Raw genomic sequence first — 17,077 nt, 5'->3', positions numbered from 1 at the left:
AGCCGGCACCCCGACGCAGGCAAAGCATACCAGGCAAGCCAGAAAAAATGACAGACACCAGAAAATGACGGGCACCGGAAAATGACGGGCACCGGGTCTCCGGTGCCCTGACCATATGGCTTAACTCTCTGGCAGGATTACGGAAAACACCGAACCCCTGCCCTTTTCGCTGTCGATCCGCAGCCAGCCGCGATGGCGGTTGATGATATGTTTGACGATCGCCAGCCCCAGCCCGGTGCCCCCTTCGGCCCGCGAGCGATGGGTGTCGACGCGGTAAAACCGCTCGGTCAGGCGCGGCAGATGGATCTGGTCGATCCCGTCGCCCTGATCGGCAACATCGACGCGGATCGCCTCACCGCGTGAGGTGGTTTCCCGGCTTAGCGTGACGGTGACCGGCTTGCCCTTTGCACCGTATTTCACCGCATTTTCCATCAGATTCAGGAAAACCTGCGTCAGCTGATCGGGATCGCCCGGCACCATCACCCGCCCCTCGATCCCGGTGATCACAATCGGCGAGCCATGTTCCTCGGCGATCTGACGGACCGAGGCCGCAGCCGCGCGCAAAATGCCTGGCAGATCAACGCTTTCACGCGGGCGCACGCGCTCTTCGGCCTCAACCCGGCTTAGCTGCAGCAGATCGCGCACCAGCCGGTTCATCCGCCCCGCCTCACGCGACATGATGTCGAGAAAGCGCGTCCGCGCCGCCGGATCGTCTTTCGCCGCCGTCTGCAGCGTCTCGATGAAGCCCATCATCGCGGTCAGCGGCGTGCGCAGCTCATGGCTGACATTGGCCACGAATTCGCGGCGGATCGCCTCATTCTGCGCCTCAGAGGTGACATCCTGCATCACGCAAAGCACCAGGGGCGGCGTGGCACCGGGCAGGTTCGAGACCTTGACACGAAACTGCGCCTCATCGGGCAGCCGCAGCAAAATGCGCTGCTGCGCCCCGTTATGACGCACCGCAGCGACCGCCTCCAAAAGCTCTGGCCCGCGCAAAGACAGCGCCAGGTTGCGGCCCCGCGCCCTTTCCCCCAGGACCGCCAGCGCCGGAACATTGGCCGCCGTCACGATATCGCGCGGATCAAGCGTGAAGGCCGCCAGCGGCATCCCGTCAAGAAACTCTGCGATCAGGCTGCTGCCCTCTGCCCCGTCGCTCATCCCTGCCCATCCACAGATTTTGGCCCATCCGCAGGTTTCAGCCCGGCCCGAAAGCGCCGCGCATTGGCCATATAGCTTTCGGCCGAGGCGATCAGCCGCGCCTGCGCCGCCTCATCCAGCTGCCGCACCACCTTGCCGGGGCTGCCCATCACCAGGCTGTAATCGGGGATCTCCTTGCCCTCGGTGATCAGCGAACCCGCGCCGATCAGGCAGCCCTTGCCGATCTTCGCGCCGTTCAGCACCGTGGCCCCCATCCCGATCAGCGAACCCTCGCCGATCACGCAGCCATGCAGCATCGCCTTATGGCCGATGGTGCAATTCGCGCCGATCACCAGCGGAAAGCCCATATCGGTATGCAGCACCGAATTTTCCTGAATGTTCGAGCCCGCCCCCACATCAATCAGCTCATTGTCGCCGCGCAGCACCGCGCCGAACCAGATGCTGGCACCGGGCGCCAGGCGCACCCGGCCAATCAGATCGGCCGAGGGCGCAACCCAGGCATCACCGTCGATTTCGGGGCTGATCCCGTCAAGTTCCCAGATCATCGCGTCGCAAACTCCTCGTTCAGGCCGCGCACGAAACTGGCCAGATCGGGCTGGCGTTCACGCTTCAGGCGCTCGGCGGTGATGATGGCCTGCAAACGGTCAAAGCAGGCATCGGCATCGTCATTGACCAGAACATAATCATATTCCGCCCAATGGCTGATCTCATCGCGGCTTTTGGCCATGCGGCCGGCGATCACCTCATCGCTGTCCTGGCCCCGCCCGCGCAGGCGGCGATCAAGTTCGGCAATCGAGGGCGGCAGGATAAAGACCGAAACCGCATCGCGCCCCAAAGCCGAGTTGCGGATCTGCTGGCCGCCCTGCCAGTCAACGTCGAAAAGCGTGTCACGCCCCAAAGCCATCGCCTCGTCAACGGGGGCACGCGGGCTGCCATAGTAATTGCCGAAGACCTCGGCATGTTCCAGCATCCCCCCCTGATCGACCAGGGTGCGAAAGCCGTCATGATCGTGGAACCAGTAATGGACGCCATGTTCCTCGCCCGGCCGCGCCTTGCGCGTGGTGGCCGAGACCGAGAATTTCAGCGACGGATCCCACTCCATCAGCCGCCGCGCCATGGTCGATTTCCCCGCGCCCGAGGGCGAGGAAAGGATCAGCAAAAGTCCGCGCCGTGCCATATCAGCACCCCCGTTTCTTATTCCACATTCTGCACCTGCTCGCGCATCTGGTCGATCACGGTTTTCAGGTCAAGCCCGATCCGGGTCAGTTCGCGGTCCTGCGACTTTGACAAAAGCGTATTCGCCTCGCGCAGAAATTCCTGCATCAGAAAGTCAAATTTGCGGCCCACGGGCGCGGTATCGGCCAGCAGGGCCGTCGCCGCCGCGATATGGGCGCGCAGGCGGTCGATCTCTTCGGTGACATCAGCCTTGACCGCAAGCAGCGCCAGTTCCTGCGCGATGCGGGTCTCATCATAGCCGTCCGGGTTCTGCCCCAGCCGCGCCAGCGCCTCGCGCAAAGCCTCACGCGCCTTTGGGCGGCGGGCTTCAGCTGCGGCCTGCGCCTGCGCAACAAGCGTGGTGATACTGGCCAGCTGCCCCTGGATCACCGCCTGCAAAGCCTGACCCTCAGCCGCACGAGAGGCGTTGAAATCGGCCAGCAGCCCCGGCAGATCGGCCAGAATTGCCTGGGCCAGCGGCGCGGTATCCTCATCGCTGCCCGCAGTTTCCAGGATGCCGCGCATCCCCAGCACATCGGCCGCCGTCATCGGCGCAAGCCCAAGACCACGCGCCGCCGCCCGATCCTCAACCTCGGCCGCCAGCGACAGCGCCGCCTGCAGCGCGGCCTCATTCAGGCGCGGCCCAACTGCCGCCACCTCATCACGCGACAGCCGCAGCGAGAGGCTGACATTGCCGCGCCCAAGCGCCTTTTGCAGCGCCGTGCGCAGCTGCGCCTCAAGCCCATCGATCCAGTCGGGCACCCTGAGGCGCAGATCCAGCCCCTTGCCATTGACCGAGCGCAGATCCCAGGACCAGCCAAATCCCGCCGCCTGGCCCCGCGCCGCTGCAAATCCCGTCATTGAAATCGTCATGCAAAAACCCCCATCCGCCTGCCCCCTTCGGCCCGGCCGGTCATCCCTTCACGCATCCATCCATGATCTTTACCATTTTAAAAGATTTCCATGCAAACCCGGCTGTTTCCGTCTAATATGATCCTGTAACTGATTTGCCCTTAACGGCGCATCTGTTCCGACGAAAACAAGGTGAATTTTGGCCGTTTCGGAAACAGGCCGAAACCGCCGTTTCCGGATTATCGCAGCTGGCCCGCTGGACAGCCTGTGATCGCCGGGGCAAAAAGCAGGCCGATGATCGGCCAGAGTGTAAGAGCCGGGGGCGCTGGAAACAGAGCCTAACGGGAGTGGGGGATGCCCTTGCGGAACAGGGTGCATAAGCCCTTAAGGGACTGAGGGCGAAAGACGCCCTGTGACGGAATGCCCGATGTGAAAACCGGGCGAAGATTAAAGAGTGACTGGTTAAAAATCAGTCATACGAGGCCTTGGGCGCGGGGGCGTTACCAAGCACAATGAGCCCGGGAGAAGCCCGGCATAGTGCAGGAGGCAGGTATGGCACAGGACTTTCTCAACCTGGGACTGGCGCGGCGTTCTGCGTCGGAAGAGGCGCGTTTCATGAGCCTGCAGCGCGTTCGCGGCTATTGGGAAGGGCTGATCGGCCCCGGCGGCGAGCTTCCCGGTCCCGCAGCCCTGGATCCGCGTGGCCTTTTACCGGCCCTGGAAGATGTTTTTCTCGCCGAGCGGGTCGGCAAGGGCCTCTTGCGGCTGCGGATCGCCGGACGCCGCGTTTCGGCCCCTGCGGGGGTGGATATGCAGGGCCTGCCACTCTCGGCGCTTTTCCTGCCCGAGGCGCGTGCAGCGCTTGCAGAAACGATTGAGCGGGTCTGCAACCACAAATCGCTGGTCACAATGGAGCTGAGCGCCGAGGGCAGTATCGCCCGCCAAAGCCTTTATGCGCGGCTTTTGCTTTTGCCCCTGTCGCCCCCTGATCGCGGTGTGCCTGCGGTTCTGGGCTGCCTGTCGACTTTGGGAGAGGTCGGCCGCACGCCGCGCCGCTTCCAGGTGGTCAGCGTGATCGAAGAGCGGCTGGGGCAGCGCATTGCTGCAGCCTCTGGCCCTGCGACGCGCCCGGTCGATCTGCCCGATTTCGCCACATCGGCGACCCAGACCGGCCCGTTTATTCGCCCCTCCAGACCGCTGAAAACACCGGGATTTCAATCGGCTGGGCTTCAGTCGGCAGAAGATCAACCGGGGGGGGCTCAGGCAGGTGATCCAGCGCGGCCAACCTCTGCGCCGCACAGGGAAGAGTTCGCCGTCCGGTCAGCCCCGGCACCAGCTGACGCCAGGCAAAACGTTAGCGAGCATTCCCATACCCGGCCCCACCCCCAGCCCCAGCCTCATACCCCGGCTCATACGCAGCCACAGGCTCATACCCAGGCAAGCGGGGATGCTGCGTCCTTGGATGGCGCCCCCACAGAGCCAGGCACAGCAGAGCCAGGCACAGCAGAGAAATCGGCCCGGCCACATCTGCGGCTGGTCCATTCTTCAGACTGACCCTGTCGCAGATACCCTCTCGCAGATGTGGCAAGGCTGGCAGAGAAGACGCGCGGCAAGGGGATGCGTTATATACCGTGCAATGCCTGTTCCACAGCCGCTACCGGGGCGCTACCGGGGGGGCGCTACCGGGGCGCGGCCCTTCGCGCTGAGCACCCGCAGAGAGATCAAAGCGGGGCCGGATCCTCATTCGGGCTGCTGCGCTGATCAAGACGCAACGTCATGAACTGCAGATCCAGCCAGCGGCCGAACTTCTGCCCGACCTCACGCATCAGCGGCCCGTCCTGATAGCCGAATTTGCGATGCAGATGCTGCGAGGCCTGGTTGTTGGCCTCGATCGCGGCGATCATCATATGCAGCCCCTGCCCACGCGCGCGGGCGATCAGCGCCTGCATCAGATGCGCCGCAATTCCCTGGCCGCGAAACGCCTCGGCAACATAGACCGAGTTCTCAACCGTCAGCCGATAGCCCGCAAAGGCACGCCAGCTGCCATAGCTGGCATAGCCCGCGACCTGGCCGGCAATGATCGCCACCAGAACCGGAAAGCCATCCGCCTGGCGACTGGCGATCCAGGCCCGCCGATTGTCGGCATCGACCACGCTGTCATTCCAGATCGCAGTCGTATGGATCACGGCATGATTGTAGATCTCTGCAATGCCCGCGGCATCTTCGGGGCGGGCATCGCGGAGATCAGGCATCATTTCACCATTTTGCGAATATAGGTCCAGGTCGGCACCATCGCATTGCGGGCGACCGAGAAGGCCTCGGCGTCGCCCAGATAGGCGAAACCCGCATTGGTCAGAACCCGTGCAGAACCCGGATTGTCCTGAAAGACTTCGGCAAAATAGGTGCAATCGTCAAGCGGATTGGCCGCGATCAGCGCCCTGACCGCCTCGGATGCGATGCCGGTATTCCAGAAGGCCGGGGCCACCCAATAGGCGATCTCAGACTGGCCAGAGCGGCCCGCCTTCACCTCCATCGGTTTCAGGCTGATCACGCCCAGCAATTCCGACAGCCCATGCGCGGATCCGTCCATCACCCAGACCGAGCCCGGCCGGTCATGGTTCATCGCCCGGTTGACATAGGCCTCGGCCGCGCCTGGCGGAAAGGGATGCGGGATGTTCTGCGTGGCCTCGGCCACCCGCCGGTCGCCGGCATAATGCGCGATCAGCCCGGCATCCGATGGCCGCACCGCGCGCAGCACAAAACGCCCCGCCGCGATCTGAACATTGCCTGCCGTGGCCGGGTCAATGCTGCTGGTTGCCACATGCGCCCCCGGGATCGTTCCCGGGATGTGACCTGTCTCAAATTCCATGGCTTCCCTCCTGCCTGAAGCGCATGTGGGTATCGTTTCCCCCTTTTCCCATCCCTGCCAGGGTGATTGCATGGCAGAAATAAGAAAAGGGACCGGCTTTTCAGCCGATCCCTCCGATACACATGAAATGTAAAGGTTCGGCTTACTCGGCCGCCTCCGCAACCGGGAGGACCGAAATAAAAGTGCGACCCTTAAGGCCCTTGCGGAATTTGACCGCGCCTTCAGTGACCGCATAGATGGTGTGGTCGCGGCCCATGCCGACGCCCTCACCCGGGAAGAAGGTGGTGCCGCGCTGACGCACGATGATATTGCCCGGAATGACAGCCTGGCCGCCATAGAGCTTTACACCAAGACGACGACCAGCCGAGTCGCGGCCGTTGCGGGACGAACCGCCTGCCTTTTTCGTTGCCATGGGGGATTACTCCTCTGCAGCAGCGGCCTTGCGGGCGCGCTTCGGTTTCTCGGCAGCTTCCGGTGCAGCCTCAGCCTTGGCCTTCGCGGCTTTGGCGGGCTTTGCAGCGCCGGGGGCTTCATGGGCGGTGCGGCGTGCATCGGCGGTGCCGGTTGCAGCTTTGACGCCCGACTTGTCGGCGCCTGCAGCCAGAACCTCGGTCACGCGAACCAGCGTCAGGTGCTGACGGTGGCCTTTGGTGCGCTGCGAAGAGTGCTTACGGCGACGCTTGACGAAGTGGATGGTTTTCTCGCCTTTGATCTGGTCGATCACTTCGGCCTGAACCGCAGCGCCAGCCACCAGAGGTGCGCCAACGGTGCTGTCCACCATCAGAATTTCGTTGAACTGGATTTTTTCACCAGCGACGGCATCAAGCTTTTCCACGCGCAGAACGTCACCCGCCTGCACTTTGTATTGCTTGCCGCCTGTTTTCAGGACCGCAAAGGTCATCGTTTGTCTTCCTCTCATGCCCGCGTCCTGCGGCCCCTGTCGCCCCGTGCCAGAGTGGCAGATGGATCAGGTGTTTCCGGGTTTCCCCGCCTATGGACAGCGCATCCGTTACCGGATGGTTATCAAAAATAATCCGCCCCTGGGATTCGCATCCTGGGAAAGATCGCTGCTGATAGACCGCAATATAGCCCAGGGTCAAGCCACCGTACCGGGGCAAAAGGCGCAAATCCACGTGATTTCCGCAGATTTCGTCGGTTTATCGCGGCGCGCTTCAGATTTGCCCGCCTCAGATCGGCCCGCCTCAGATCGGCCCGCTTCAGATTTGCTTGCCCAGAGCGGCCAGCCCCACCTCATGGCCAAGCTCTGCCATCACCTCGCGAAAGGTCTCGCTATAGGCGGTGAACAGCGCCTGGTTCAGCGCCCTGCCACTGTCGCTGGCCGAGAAATCCACCCAGGCCTGCAACTCTTCATCTGTCAGCGGCGCATAGGCCAGCGTCATGAAGCTAAGCAGCCACAGGCCGGTACTGGCGCGAATTTCGCCCTCCTGGCGCCAGATCTGGGCCATACGGTCAATCTCTGGCAGGCGTTGGGCCTCTGGCAGCGTCGCGCTGAGCGCCTCGTTGAAGGCCGCAGCGCCGGTCAGCCCCGAGGCGACATTGCCCTCAATCAGATCGGCGGCCTCGATCAGACGGCGGATCTGGCGCAGACGCGGGCTGCGGGCGTCACGCAGCTTTCCGGCCTCGACCTCGGCTGCCTCTTTCGCATCCGGATCCAGCAGGGTCTCACGCGTTTCACGCTCGCGGGTGACGACGCGCTGGCCGAGGGGCGTATTGAAAAAAGCATTCGCCTCGGCGATCACCCCCGGCTGGTTGCCAATCGCCTCCTGGAACACCTGCGAGAACCGCGCCTCCAGGCGGGACGGCTCGTAAATCCGCATGACGGTCTGACGCCAGCCCGCCCCCCCGCGCCCGCCCAGCATCCCGTCATCAAGCGAGGCGCCATAATCCTGTCCCTCACGGGCCAGCACCTTAAAAAGCGCCGGAATTCCAAGGCTTGCCTTCAGGTCATCCACGGTCGCGGCCTGGGTCACCCCCTGCGCGGCAACCGGGGTCACAAAGACGAGAGGGGCAGAAGACGCGAGGAAAAGGCCAAGGCAAAGCCGCGCCAAAAGCCCGCAACCACCACGGCGCACGCCTGCCCGCGCAGCTGCTGATCTGGCCTGCAAGCTATCGCAGCCACTGTGCAGCGCGGCGGGTAAACGCATGCAGGCATTCGATATTTCGCGCATCCTGCGGCCTTCCTGTCGGTCAATCCGCATTCAGCCTAACGGCATTCGCCCCCCATTTCCAGCTATCGCGGCCAGAAAGAGCGCCCGGATCGCAGACCACATCCCCGGATGCCAGCAAGATGCCCCCAACACCCGCCGGCATTCTTACAGAAGTCAGACGCCAGCCAAACGGGCTTGTGCTACGCCCCCATACAGCGCAGCCCCCCTGCCCGATAAAAGCCTCAGTCTCGTCTTTCTATATGCAATCGACCACAAGACGCCGGAGTTTGTTCGCACAGACAGACCGCGCGTAAGTCATGAAGCCGGTCGTCGTGCTATCGCGGACCGCACGACCTTTATCGTCAGCTTCCAGAGATTCCCGACCATGAGTCTTTACTGCTATAGAGCGGGTCGGACAGCGCGAGGCCAGGATCTCGCGTGCCTCAGCGAGGCCTCGCATAGAAGCTGGTGATGACCGCAACAGCCTTACCCTCGCGTACTCGCGTCTGACGGCAGCTCATAATCAACCAGCTCGCGCTTACCGACTACCTCGCGCAACTTCTCGGGAACGGTGACGCGGACGACCCACTTCCCCCGGACGTGCTGTAAATGCTTCATCCTCGCGACCCTGTTTGTAGCAAACTTTGTAGCGGAAACCCTTATAGAACAAGGGGTCTGAGCAAAATCAACGCTGTAGGGGTGTATTGGCGGAGAGGGTGGGATTCGAACCCACGGTAGGCGCAAACCTACAACGGTTTTCGAGACCGCCCCGATCGACCACTCCGGCACCTCTCCGCGCTTTTGGGGGTCGTCTATGCGGCGGGGTTTAGCCGGGCCGCTCGGGAAGCGCAAGCCCGTTTGTTACCTTTTTCTTACCTCTTGTCCCGCCTTTGTGATTTCGCACTGCAACCGCTTTAAAACTGCCCGAAAAGCCCTCTCTCAGAACAGCCAGCGACCCAGCTGTTTGCCCTCAGATTCCAGGCGATTGGCATGTGACAGCCCCCTGCCCCCAAAGCCGCACCCGAATCCGCCATGATCAGGCGGGGAGATCAGACGGGGAATCGGGCTACCTTTCTGCTTGCAGGCCTGTTTGCGGACGCTATTCTGCCTTGTCGGCACTTGCGGCAGTGGGTCACTTGAATTCGGCCCGTGGTCAACACAGATTAACAGGCAATCCGATGGAGACAGCGATGGTTGCCGATATCCGGGACCGCACTGTCTGCCGAAGTTAAAGGATGAATGATGAGCGATATGAAAACCTCCACTTACCCCGTCCTGCCGCTCCGCGACATCGTGGTTTTTCCCCATATGATCGTGCCGCTTTTCGTGGGCCGGGAAAAATCGGTGCGGGCGCTGGAAGAGGTGATGCAGGATGATCGCCAGATCCTCCTGTCCAGCCAGATTGACCCCACCGTTGATGACCCCTCGCCCGAGGGGATCTATCGCACCGGCGTGCTTGCCAATGTGCTGCAACTGCTGAAGCTGCCCGATGGCACCGTGAAAGTGCTGGTCGAGGGCAAGTCACGGGTGAAAATCACCGATTTCATCGACAACCCCGCCTATTTCGAGGCCAGTGTCGAGGCGCTTGAGGAAAGCGCCGGCGACAATGACACCGTCGAGGCGCTGCTGCGGGCGGTTGGCGAAGAGTTTGAGCGCTACGCCAAGATCAAGAAGAACATCCCCGAAGAGGCAATGGCCGCGGTCTCTGACACGCGTGAGCCTGCACGTCTGGCTGACCTGGTGGCCGGACATCTGGGGATTGATGTCGCGCAAAAGCAGGATCTGCTGGAAACCCTGGTGATCTCTGAGCGGCTTGAAAAGGTCTACGGCCAGATGCAGGGCGAGCTTTCGGTCCTGCAGGTCGAGAAGAAGATCAAGACCCGCGTCAAAACCCAGATGGAGAAGACGCAGCGCGAATACTATCTGAATGAGCAGATGAAGGCCATTCAGAAGGAACTCGGCGACGGCGAGGACGGCCAGAACGAGATTGCCGAGCTGGAAGCACGGATCGCAAAGACCCAGCTGTCCAAAGAGGCAAAGGAAAAGGCCGATGCCGAGGTCAAGAAGCTGAAGTCGATGTCTCCGATGTCGGCCGAGGCGACGGTTGTTCGCAACTATCTTGACTGGCTGCTGGGCGTGCCATGGGGCGTGAAATCGCGCACCAAGAAGGATCTGCCGGCAGCGCAAAAAGTGCTGGATGCCGATCACTTCGGGCTGGAAAAGGTCAAAGAGCGGATCGTCGAATATCTCGCCGTGCAGGCGCGGGCGACCAAGCTGAAAGGCCCGATCCTGTCGCTGGTCGGCCCTCCGGGCGTGGGTAAAACCTCGCTGGGCCGGTCGGTCGCCAAAGCCACCGGGCGCGAATTCATCCGCATCTCGCTGGGCGGTGTGCGTGATGAGAGCGAGATCCGCGGCCACCGCCGGACCTATATCGGCTCTATGCCGGGCAAGATCATCCAGGCGCTGAAAAAGGCGAAGACCACCAACCCGCTGATTCTGCTCGATGAAATCGACAAGATGGGCCAGGACTTCCGGGGCGATCCGGCATCGGCGCTGCTTGAGGTGCTGGATCCGGAACAAAACGGCACCTTCGTCGATCACTATCTTGAGGTCGAATATGACCTCTCGAACGTGATGTTCATCACCACGGCGAACAGCTACAACATGCCGGGCCCGCTTTTGGACCGGATGGAGATCATCCCGCTTTCGGGCTATACTGAGGACGAGAAACGCGAGATCGCACGCCAGTATCTGCTGCCCAAGCAGATCAAGGCGAATGGTCTGAAGAAAGGCGAATTCTCGGTCTCGGACGAGACGCTGAACCACGTGATCCGCTATTACACACGTGAGGCAGGCGTCCGGAACCTGGAACGTGAGATCGCCAAGCTCGCCCGCAAGGCGGTGACCGAGATCCTGAAAGGGGTCACGAAATCCGTCGAGGTGACCCCGGCCAAGGCCGAGGAATATCTGGGCGTGCAGCGCTATCGCTATGGTCTGGCCGAGAAAGAGGATCAGGTCGGCGTGGTGACGGGCCTGGCCTGGACCTCGGTCGGCGGTGATCTTCTGCACATCGAGGCGCTGAAACTGCCCGGCAAGGGGCGGATGAAGACGACCGGGAAACTGGGCGATGTGATGAAGGAATCCATCGACGCGGCGTCCAGCTATGTGCGCTCGATCAGCCCGCAGCTCGGCATCAAGCCGCCGAAATTCGACACCGTAGACATCCACGTCCACGTGCCGGATGGGGCGACGCCGAAAGATGGCCCCTCGGCAGGTCTGGCGATGGTGACGGCGATTGTATCGGCGCTGACCGGAATTCCGGTTCGCAAGGATATCGCAATGACGGGCGAGGTTTCCTTGCGTGGCAATGCGATGCCGATCGGCGGGCTGAAAGAGAAACTGCTCGCAGCGCTTCGTGGTGGCATCCGCACGGTGTTCATCCCCGAAGAGAACGAGAAAGATCTCGCCGAGATCCCGGCCAATGTGAAAGAGGGCCTGGAAATCGTGCCGGTCACCCATGTGCGTGAGGTGCTCGCCCGCGCCCTGACCCGCCAGCCCGAGCCGGTGGATTGGGACGAGGCCGCCGAAGAGGCTGCAGCAGCAGCCCGCTCTGCCGCCGCCGCCGAGCGCGCTCAGGTCGCGCATTAAGACAGATATCTCTGCCGCCCGCGGCAGAGATCCCTCAGAACCGAACATCGATACGGCGCGGAAGAGAGATCTTCCGCGCCGTATTGTTTTGGCCCATCCGCGTATTCTCATGGAAAACGGATGTATTGCCCGCTAGAATCAGGGCAACAGAAACATTGCAGGACAGTGGTCATGCCAGCGAGCAAAACTTCGGCAAAACCCAGGGCAACCGCAGCCCCCAAAGCTGCGAGTGCGAAAGCAACACCGGCGGCGACGGCGGCAAAGGCTAAAGCGAAGGCGCCAGCAGCAAAACCTGCTGCCAAAACGGCCCCTGCCGCTGCGGCTGAGGCTGAGGCTGCAGCCAAAGTCAGAACGCCGGGCCTGAAGCTCAAAGAGCTGGTTGCACGGGTCTCAGAGCAAAGCGACGCCCCGAAAAAGCTGCAGCGCGAAGTAAGTGAGGCAGTTCTGGCGGTGCTGGGTGCCGCCCTGCTGGCGGGCGAAGAGATCAATCTGCCGGGGTTTGGCCGCGCCAAAGTGGTGAAATCGCTGGATAAAGCTGGCAGCCAGGTGCTGACGGTGAAAATCCGCAATGCCGGACAAAAGAAATCGGACGGCAGAAAAGAGGCTCTTGCGGATGACGGGGAGGATAGCTAAAAGCCCCCTATCGGGCGATTAGCTCAGCGGTAGAGCGCTTCGTTCACATCGAAGATGTCAGCGGTTCAAATCCGTTATCGCCCACCATTATTGGCCCAGAAATACGAGGAAACCCCTTGTTTTTCTGGGCCTTTTCTATTCCGACATTACAAACCGTGTTCCAGGCAGGTCTGGCATGGCTGGCGCACAACGATACCTTCGAACTGTGATGGCAGATTCTTTACCCGGCTTGTGGTGCCGAAAGACCTGCGGACAATCGTAGGTAAGTCCGAACTTAGGGCAGCGCTCGGGCCGGATCGCAGGACCGCCATGAAGATGCTGCCGGGCGCGGTGGCGCCGCTTCAACACCAGATCGCACAAGCCGAGCGGCAGGCGGCTCCGGCGAACAGCGCAGCCAGCCCGGCGCATTATCCGCCGGCACCGGCTCAGATTGCCCTTTCGCACTGACCTGCTGCCGATCCCTGGACAGTTTTCTGAGATCTTGACGCGGCAGCCTTTGCCTGCCGGTCGGTTTCGATCCGCCTGAACTGGCCGACGGCGGTGGCAAAGCCCCGCCGCATCGGCAGCCGGGTAAGACCAGCCGCTTACAAAACAGATCGGCCTGTTGCATCCCTGTTTATGGGCGAGACGCAGATGCCTCGTTTCATCACCACATCAGGCTGTGGCGCGGAAGTCCTGGCCGATATCGCCTGGGCCGAAGCCGTCATCTGCCAGGGGTTGTGAAGGCGCAAAGGGCGCATCCATGTCTGCACCATTCCCATCAGCTGGCGCATAGGCCGCTTCGGCCAAAGCTGCTGGCGGTTCAGTGGCAGCCAGGCCATTGGCCTCGGATCCGGCCACGAAACTCAGGCGCAGGGCGCGATTGCCATCCTGTTGCCCCAGCCTGGCCATGGCCACAGGCTTGCCGTCGATGCCGCGCAGGCTGATCCGGGTGATCGCGGCATCATCCAGCGTCAGAACCTGCCCGGGCTCCAGCTGCATCACCTCGCTCAGGGGCAGGACGCGGTGGCCCAGAACCGCCACCAGCTCACAATGCGACTGGTTCAGCCCGGCCACAAATTCCTGCGTCGGGTCGGGCTGGCGGGCTGCTGCGGGCAATGGCACCGCCTCATTGGTTTCAAAGCCCAGCGGCAGGGCAAGCAAAACCTCACCGCTGCGCCCGCCCTCGCCCAGCGTCAGGGTGACGCTTTGCAGGTGATAATCGAGATCATCGAGCAGGAGGCCGATACTGCGGGAATCCTCAAGCAAAGAGGCGAAGCGGAACCCCTGCCCGATCCTGGCCTGTGGCAGATCCCTGACCAGGAAATCAAACCGCGCCAGCGCCCGGTCAAGGATCGGTGAGACCATTGCCGCATCGGTGCGCGTTGGCCGCCGCGTGACCGCAGGGCCATTGCCGACCCGGCCGATGGTCTGCATCTCAATCAGCGAGGCGGTCAGTTCCGGCGCGAAAGCCGCCATGCCCATCGCGCCACCTGGCCCGTCAAGCAGGGCAATCAGCGCCTGTTCGGGCGGCAGTTCCGGCAGATCATCCAGCCCGCATTGCCGCGATGACAGCGCATTCGTCTCTGCTGCCAGCCCTGCCCCCTCACGCAAGGCGCGCGCCAGCGCCAGCCGCCAGGCCTGATCGACCAGCGCATGCGGCGCCTCTTCGGGCTGCTGTGCCCGCGCGAGTTTGCGGCGCAGAACCTCGCTCATTGCCCATTGCTCCTGTTGCTGTGCCGATTGCGGTGTCGCTCATCGGCACTTTGACAACAGCAAGGTTTGCAAGAGGTTAACCGATCCGGCCGATTGCAGGTTTTCTGCCGGTTTGCGCGAAAAAACCGTCCTCCCCCGAAGGAAACCGCTTAGCCAGCCTCGATCCGCAGCGGCAGGGCGACGCGGAAGCCGGCCCCTCCCTGGCCGGGCAGGTAGTCTATGGTGCCGCCCAGATTGGTGACGATCTCGCGGCAGATCGCCAGCCCCAACCCCGCGCCCGAGGCCCGCGCCTCGCCCGGCAGGCGCCAGAATTTCTCAAACACCATCGACTGCAGCGCCTTGGGGATGCCCTTGCCGTTATCAGAGACATCGACGCGCACCCGCCCTGCCCGCACCCGCACCGCGATGCGGATCTGCGGATGGCTGGAATCGCAGTATTTCCGGGCATTTGCGATCAGATTGATAAAGACCTGGGTCAGGCGGTCGGCATCGGTGCGCAGCCAGACGCTTTCGGCCACCAGGTCGCGGATGAACTCGATATCGCGCTCTGGCTTCATCTTTTCGGTGGCCATGATCGCCCGTTCGATCATGTCGCGCACGCTGACCAGCGTCACCGAAAGCTGCACCTTGCCGCTTTCCAGCACCGAAAGATCCAGCAGATCATCCAGCAGCCGCGTCAGCCGGACCGCCTCATCGCGGATGATGCCGCCAGATCGCGCCACCACGGTTGCAGGCAGATCGCCCTCGGTCAGGATCTCGGAAAAGGCGCGGATCGAGGTCATCGGCGTGCGCAGCTCATGGCTGATCTGCGACAGGAACGCGTCCTTTTGCACCGAAAGCGCGGTCAGTTTCTCATTGGCCTCGCGCAGCGCGGTGGAAGAGCGGGCCAGCTCTTCGCGTTGCTCTTCCAGTTGGGCGGAATGCTCCATCAGCTGGGCGGATTCGCGGGCAACCACCATCAGATCCTCGACCGTGACCGTATCCAGCCCCACCAGTTTCGAGATCATCGCATGCGCGGTCGCAGCCCCGATTGAACCCGCCAGGCGCTCTTCCAGCGCGGCCAGGAAGGCGGGCGTCGGGTCGGGCAGCATGGTCTCTGACTTGCCCTGGGCGCGGGCGGCACGCTCGAACAGGCTTTGCGCCTCTTCCTCGCCCATGATGCGCTGCGTCATCACCAAAAGCGCCTCTGGCTCGGCCTCGCCCCGCGCCCAGCGTTGCGGGCCGACGGGGCCGTCAAAGACGTTCACAAAGGCCGCACTTTGCAGCCGCTCGACCGGCCCCGGGAAGCTGAGGATCGAGGCCAGACAGAATATCGTCGTATTGGCCAAAAGCGACCAGAACAGCGCATGAACCAGCGGGTCCATCACTTCCGTGCCAAACATCGCCTCGGGGCGCAGCCAGGAAAGGCCCCAAAGCCCGTGCTGCAGCACAGATGCAGGCAGGATCGCATCGCCGAATGAGGGCAGGAACAGGCAATAGGCCCAGAAGCCGAACCCCGTCAGCAGGCCCCAAAGCGCCCCGGTCCGCGTGGCGCCGCGCCAGAAAATGCCCCCGATCATCGCGGGCAGGAACTGCGCCACCCCCGCAAATGAGATCAGCCCGATCTCGGCCAGCGCCCCCGCGCCGCCAGAGACCCGGTAATAGCCAAAGCCCAAAGCCAGCACGAGGCCGATCGACAGCCGCCGCGCGATCAGCACCAGCGAGCGCACATCCTCGGAGATCGCGCCAGAGCGGCGCAGCCGCAGCCAGATCGGGATCACGATATGGTTCGAGACCATGGTCGCCAGCGCAATCGCCTCGACGATCACCATCGAGGTGGCCGAGGAAAACCCGCCAAGGAAGGCCAGCATGGCAAGCCCGCCCTGCCCCTCGGCCAAAGGCAGGGTGAGAACGAACATATCGGGATTTGAGCCCTCGGGCAGGCGCTCAATCCCCAGAACGGCGATGGGGATGATGAAAAGGCTCATCAGCAAGAGATAGGCCGGGAAGGCCCAGGAGGCGCGCGCCAGCTGCCGGTCGTCCGAGTTCTCGACCACGATCACCTGGAACATGCGCGGCAGGCAGATCACCGCCGCCCCAGCGAGGAACAGGATCGCCGTCCAGCGCCCGGGCTGCAGCTGCCAGTCATGCAGGGATGAGGCGTCGATCTTCGCCATCACCCCCAAGACGCCGCCAGAGAGGCCCCAGACCACGAAACAGCCCACCGCCACCAGCGCCACCAGCTTGACCACCGCCTCAACCGCGATGGCGGCGACGATGCCGGTATGCTGCTCTTTGGCGTCCAGGTTGCGGGTGCCGAACAGGATGGTGAACAGCGCCAGCCCCGCCGCCACCCAGATCGCCGTCTGCCCGGCGGCAGGGCGCGTCTCGCCGGGGGCGGCCTGGGCAAAGATCTCGAAGGCCAGCACCACCGATTGCAGCTGCAGCGCGATATAGGGCGTGACCACCACCATCGCCATCAGGGTCACAATCACCCCCAGCGAGTTCGACTTGCCATAGCGGGCGGAAATCAGATCGGCGATTGAGGTGATGCGTTGTTGGCGACCAATATAGACCAGTTTGCGCAGGATCCACCACCAGCCGATAAAGACCAGCGTCGGGCCCAGGTAGATGGTGATAAACTCCAGCCCCGAACGCGCCGCATAGCCGACCGCGCCGTAGAAGGTCCAGGCGGTGCAATAGATCGACAGCGACAGCGTATAGACGAAGGGCGAGCGCAGCCAGCCCAACCGCCCGTCAGCCCCGCCATAGCCCGAGCGCCGCTCGACCAGAAAGGCCACGGTAAAGAGAAAGATCACATAGGCGAGGCATGAGGCGACCAGCAGATTGAATGACATAG

15 protein-coding genes, 2 tRNA genes and 1 pseudogene are annotated in these 17,077 nt (G+C 62.8%); 5 read left to right on the top strand and 13 right to left on the bottom strand.

Going from position 1 to position 17,077, the window contains the following annotated elements; all coding sequences use genetic code 11:
- Positions 1–120: 120 nt before the first annotated feature.
- Genes HOY34_RS11545 through HOY34_RS11530 form a run of 4 tightly spaced genes read right to left on the bottom strand, consistent with a single transcriptional unit; the run spans position 121 to position 3,246 of the window.
- Positions 121–1,158 (bottom strand): sensor histidine kinase, encoded by a 1,038-nt coding sequence (locus tag HOY34_RS11545; RefSeq protein ID WP_172362965.1) that lies wholly within the window; start codon positions 1,156–1,158, stop codon positions 121–123.
- Positions 1,155–1,703 carry a gamma carbonic anhydrase family protein gene (locus tag HOY34_RS11540; protein ID WP_172362963.1) on the bottom strand — a complete coding sequence of 183 codons (549 nt, stop codon included), beginning with the start codon at positions 1,701–1,703 and terminating at the stop codon, positions 1,155–1,157. Before HOY34_RS11540 ends, HOY34_RS11545 begins: the two co-directional genes overlap by 4 nt.
- Positions 1,700–2,335, bottom strand: coding sequence for a guanylate kinase (gene gmk, locus HOY34_RS11535; protein WP_172362961.1), 636 nt, complete (start codon positions 2,333–2,335; stop codon positions 1,700–1,702). The genes HOY34_RS11540 and gmk overlap by 4 nt, the downstream gene beginning before the upstream one ends.
- Positions 2,336–2,352: 17 nt before the next feature.
- Entirely contained in the window at positions 2,353–3,246 is an 894-nt protein-coding gene (locus tag HOY34_RS11530; RefSeq protein WP_172362959.1) for a YicC/YloC family endoribonuclease, read from the bottom strand.
- A 531-nt stretch (positions 3,247–3,777) separates the two neighbouring features.
- On the opposite strand from HOY34_RS11530, the gene HOY34_RS11525 reads away from it, so the two are divergent.
- Positions 3,778–4,779, top strand: a complete 1,002-nt coding sequence (locus HOY34_RS11525) for a PAS domain-containing protein (protein ID WP_172362957.1) — start codon at positions 3,778–3,780, stop codon at positions 4,777–4,779.
- 167 nt (positions 4,780–4,946) lie between these two features.
- On the opposite strand, the gene HOY34_RS11520 is transcribed toward HOY34_RS11525, so the two are convergent.
- The 7 genes and pseudogenes from HOY34_RS11520 to HOY34_RS11490 form a co-directional block, all read right to left on the bottom strand.
- Entirely contained in the window at positions 4,947–5,480 is a 534-nt protein-coding gene (locus tag HOY34_RS11520; RefSeq protein ID WP_172362955.1) for a GNAT family N-acetyltransferase, read from the bottom strand.
- On the bottom strand, positions 5,477–6,094 hold the full coding sequence (locus tag HOY34_RS11515) for a GNAT family N-acetyltransferase (RefSeq protein WP_172362953.1): 618 nt from the start codon (positions 6,092–6,094) through the stop codon (positions 5,477–5,479). The genes HOY34_RS11520 and HOY34_RS11515 overlap by 4 nt, the downstream gene beginning before the upstream one ends.
- Before the next feature lie 142 nt (positions 6,095–6,236).
- Entirely contained in the window at positions 6,237–6,506 is a 270-nt protein-coding gene (gene rpmA, locus HOY34_RS11510) for a 50S ribosomal protein L27 (protein WP_172362951.1), read from the bottom strand.
- A gap of 114 nt (positions 6,507–6,620) precedes the next feature.
- Positions 6,621–6,995 (bottom strand): annotated as a pseudogene (gene rplU, locus HOY34_RS11505) (50S ribosomal protein L21); the annotation flags it as partial.
- A gap of 122 nt (positions 6,996–7,117) precedes the next feature.
- The gene (locus tag HOY34_RS22430; RefSeq protein WP_366926954.1) at positions 7,118–7,300 is read right to left on the bottom strand and encodes a hypothetical protein; all 183 of its coding nucleotides are present in this window, start codon (positions 7,298–7,300) and stop codon (positions 7,118–7,120) included.
- A gap of 11 nt (positions 7,301–7,311) precedes the next feature.
- Positions 7,312–8,259: a DUF2059 domain-containing protein gene (locus tag HOY34_RS11495; protein ID WP_172362949.1), complete on the bottom strand. Its 948-nt coding sequence runs from the start codon at positions 8,257–8,259 to the stop codon at positions 7,312–7,314.
- Positions 8,260–8,967: 708 nt separating this feature from the next.
- A tRNA-Ser gene (locus tag HOY34_RS11490) sits at positions 8,968–9,057 on the bottom strand.
- Positions 9,058–9,504: 447 nt separating this feature from the next.
- On the opposite strand from HOY34_RS11490, the gene lon reads away from it, so the two are divergent.
- The 4 genes from lon to HOY34_RS22595 all read left to right on the top strand — a co-directional run bounded on the left by lon (position 9,505) and on the right by HOY34_RS22595 (position 12,990).
- Positions 9,505–11,910, top strand: coding sequence for an endopeptidase La (gene lon / locus HOY34_RS11485; protein WP_172362947.1), 2,406 nt, complete (start codon positions 9,505–9,507; stop codon positions 11,908–11,910).
- Positions 11,911–12,081: 171 nt separating this feature from the next.
- Positions 12,082–12,543, top strand: a complete 462-nt coding sequence (locus tag HOY34_RS11480; RefSeq protein ID WP_172362945.1) for an HU family DNA-binding protein — start codon at positions 12,082–12,084, stop codon at positions 12,541–12,543.
- Positions 12,544–12,555: 12 nt separating this feature from the next.
- A tRNA-Val gene (locus HOY34_RS11475) sits at positions 12,556–12,630 on the top strand.
- 222 nt (positions 12,631–12,852) lie between these two features.
- The gene (locus HOY34_RS22595) at positions 12,853–12,990 is read left to right on the top strand and encodes a hypothetical protein (RefSeq protein WP_216654724.1); all 138 of its coding nucleotides are present in this window, start codon (positions 12,853–12,855) and stop codon (positions 12,988–12,990) included.
- 207 nt (positions 12,991–13,197) lie between these two features.
- Here HOY34_RS22595 and HOY34_RS11465 read toward each other — a convergent pair whose 3' ends face one another.
- Positions 13,198–14,238, bottom strand: a complete 1,041-nt coding sequence (locus tag HOY34_RS11465) for a FliM/FliN family flagellar motor C-terminal domain-containing protein (RefSeq protein WP_172362943.1) — start codon at positions 14,236–14,238, stop codon at positions 13,198–13,200.
- 149 nt (positions 14,239–14,387) lie between these two features.
- Positions 14,388–17,075: an ATP-binding protein gene (locus HOY34_RS11460; RefSeq protein ID WP_172362941.1), complete on the bottom strand. Its 2,688-nt coding sequence runs from the start codon at positions 17,073–17,075 to the stop codon at positions 14,388–14,390.
- Between the last annotated feature and the right edge of the window lie 2 nt (positions 17,076–17,077).

It is taken from the genome of Pseudogemmobacter hezensis (genome assembly GCF_013155295.1).
Lineage (GTDB): Bacteria > Pseudomonadota > Alphaproteobacteria > Rhodobacterales > Rhodobacteraceae > Pseudogemmobacter > Pseudogemmobacter hezensis.
Note: the sequence above shows the minus strand (reverse complement) of the source record. Positions and strands in the feature narration are given on the sequence as shown.

Bases quoted from the DNA above. Each gene is read 5' to 3' on its own strand.
- HOY34_RS11465 (WP_172362943.1), bottom strand. From the start codon at position 14,238: ATGAGCGAGGTTCTGCGCCGCAAACTCGCGCGGGCACAGCAGCCCGAA.
- HOY34_RS11525 (WP_172362957.1), top strand. From the start codon at position 3,778: ATGGCACAGGACTTTCTCAACCTGGGACTGGCGCGGCGTTCTGCGTCG.
- HOY34_RS11480 (WP_172362945.1), top strand. From the start codon at position 12,082: ATGCCAGCGAGCAAAACTTCGGCAAAACCCAGGGCAACCGCAGCCCCC.
- HOY34_RS11495 (WP_172362949.1), bottom strand. From the start codon at position 8,259: ATGCGTTTACCCGCCGCGCTGCACAGTGGCTGCGATAGCTTGCAGGCC.
- lon (WP_172362947.1), top strand. From the start codon at position 9,505: ATGAGCGATATGAAAACCTCCACTTACCCCGTCCTGCCGCTCCGCGAC.
- rpmA (WP_172362951.1), bottom strand. From the start codon at position 6,506: ATGGCAACGAAAAAGGCAGGCGGTTCGTCCCGCAACGGCCGCGACTCG.
- HOY34_RS22595 (WP_216654724.1), top strand. From the start codon at position 12,853: ATGAAGATGCTGCCGGGCGCGGTGGCGCCGCTTCAACACCAGATCGCA.
- gmk (WP_172362961.1), bottom strand. From the start codon at position 2,335: ATGGCACGGCGCGGACTTTTGCTGATCCTTTCCTCGCCCTCGGGCGCG.
- HOY34_RS11520 (WP_172362955.1), bottom strand. From the start codon at position 5,480: ATGATGCCTGATCTCCGCGATGCCCGCCCCGAAGATGCCGCGGGCATT.
- HOY34_RS11460 (WP_172362941.1), bottom strand. From the start codon at position 17,075: ATGTCATTCAATCTGCTGGTCGCCTCATGCCTCGCCTATGTGATCTTT.
- HOY34_RS11540 (WP_172362963.1), bottom strand. From the start codon at position 1,703: ATGATCTGGGAACTTGACGGGATCAGCCCCGAAATCGACGGTGATGCC.
- HOY34_RS11515 (WP_172362953.1), bottom strand. From the start codon at position 6,094: ATGGAATTTGAGACAGGTCACATCCCGGGAACGATCCCGGGGGCGCAT.
- HOY34_RS11545 (WP_172362965.1), bottom strand. From the start codon at position 1,158: ATGAGCGACGGGGCAGAGGGCAGCAGCCTGATCGCAGAGTTTCTTGAC.
- HOY34_RS11530 (WP_172362959.1), bottom strand. From the start codon at position 3,246: ATGACGATTTCAATGACGGGATTTGCAGCGGCGCGGGGCCAGGCGGCG.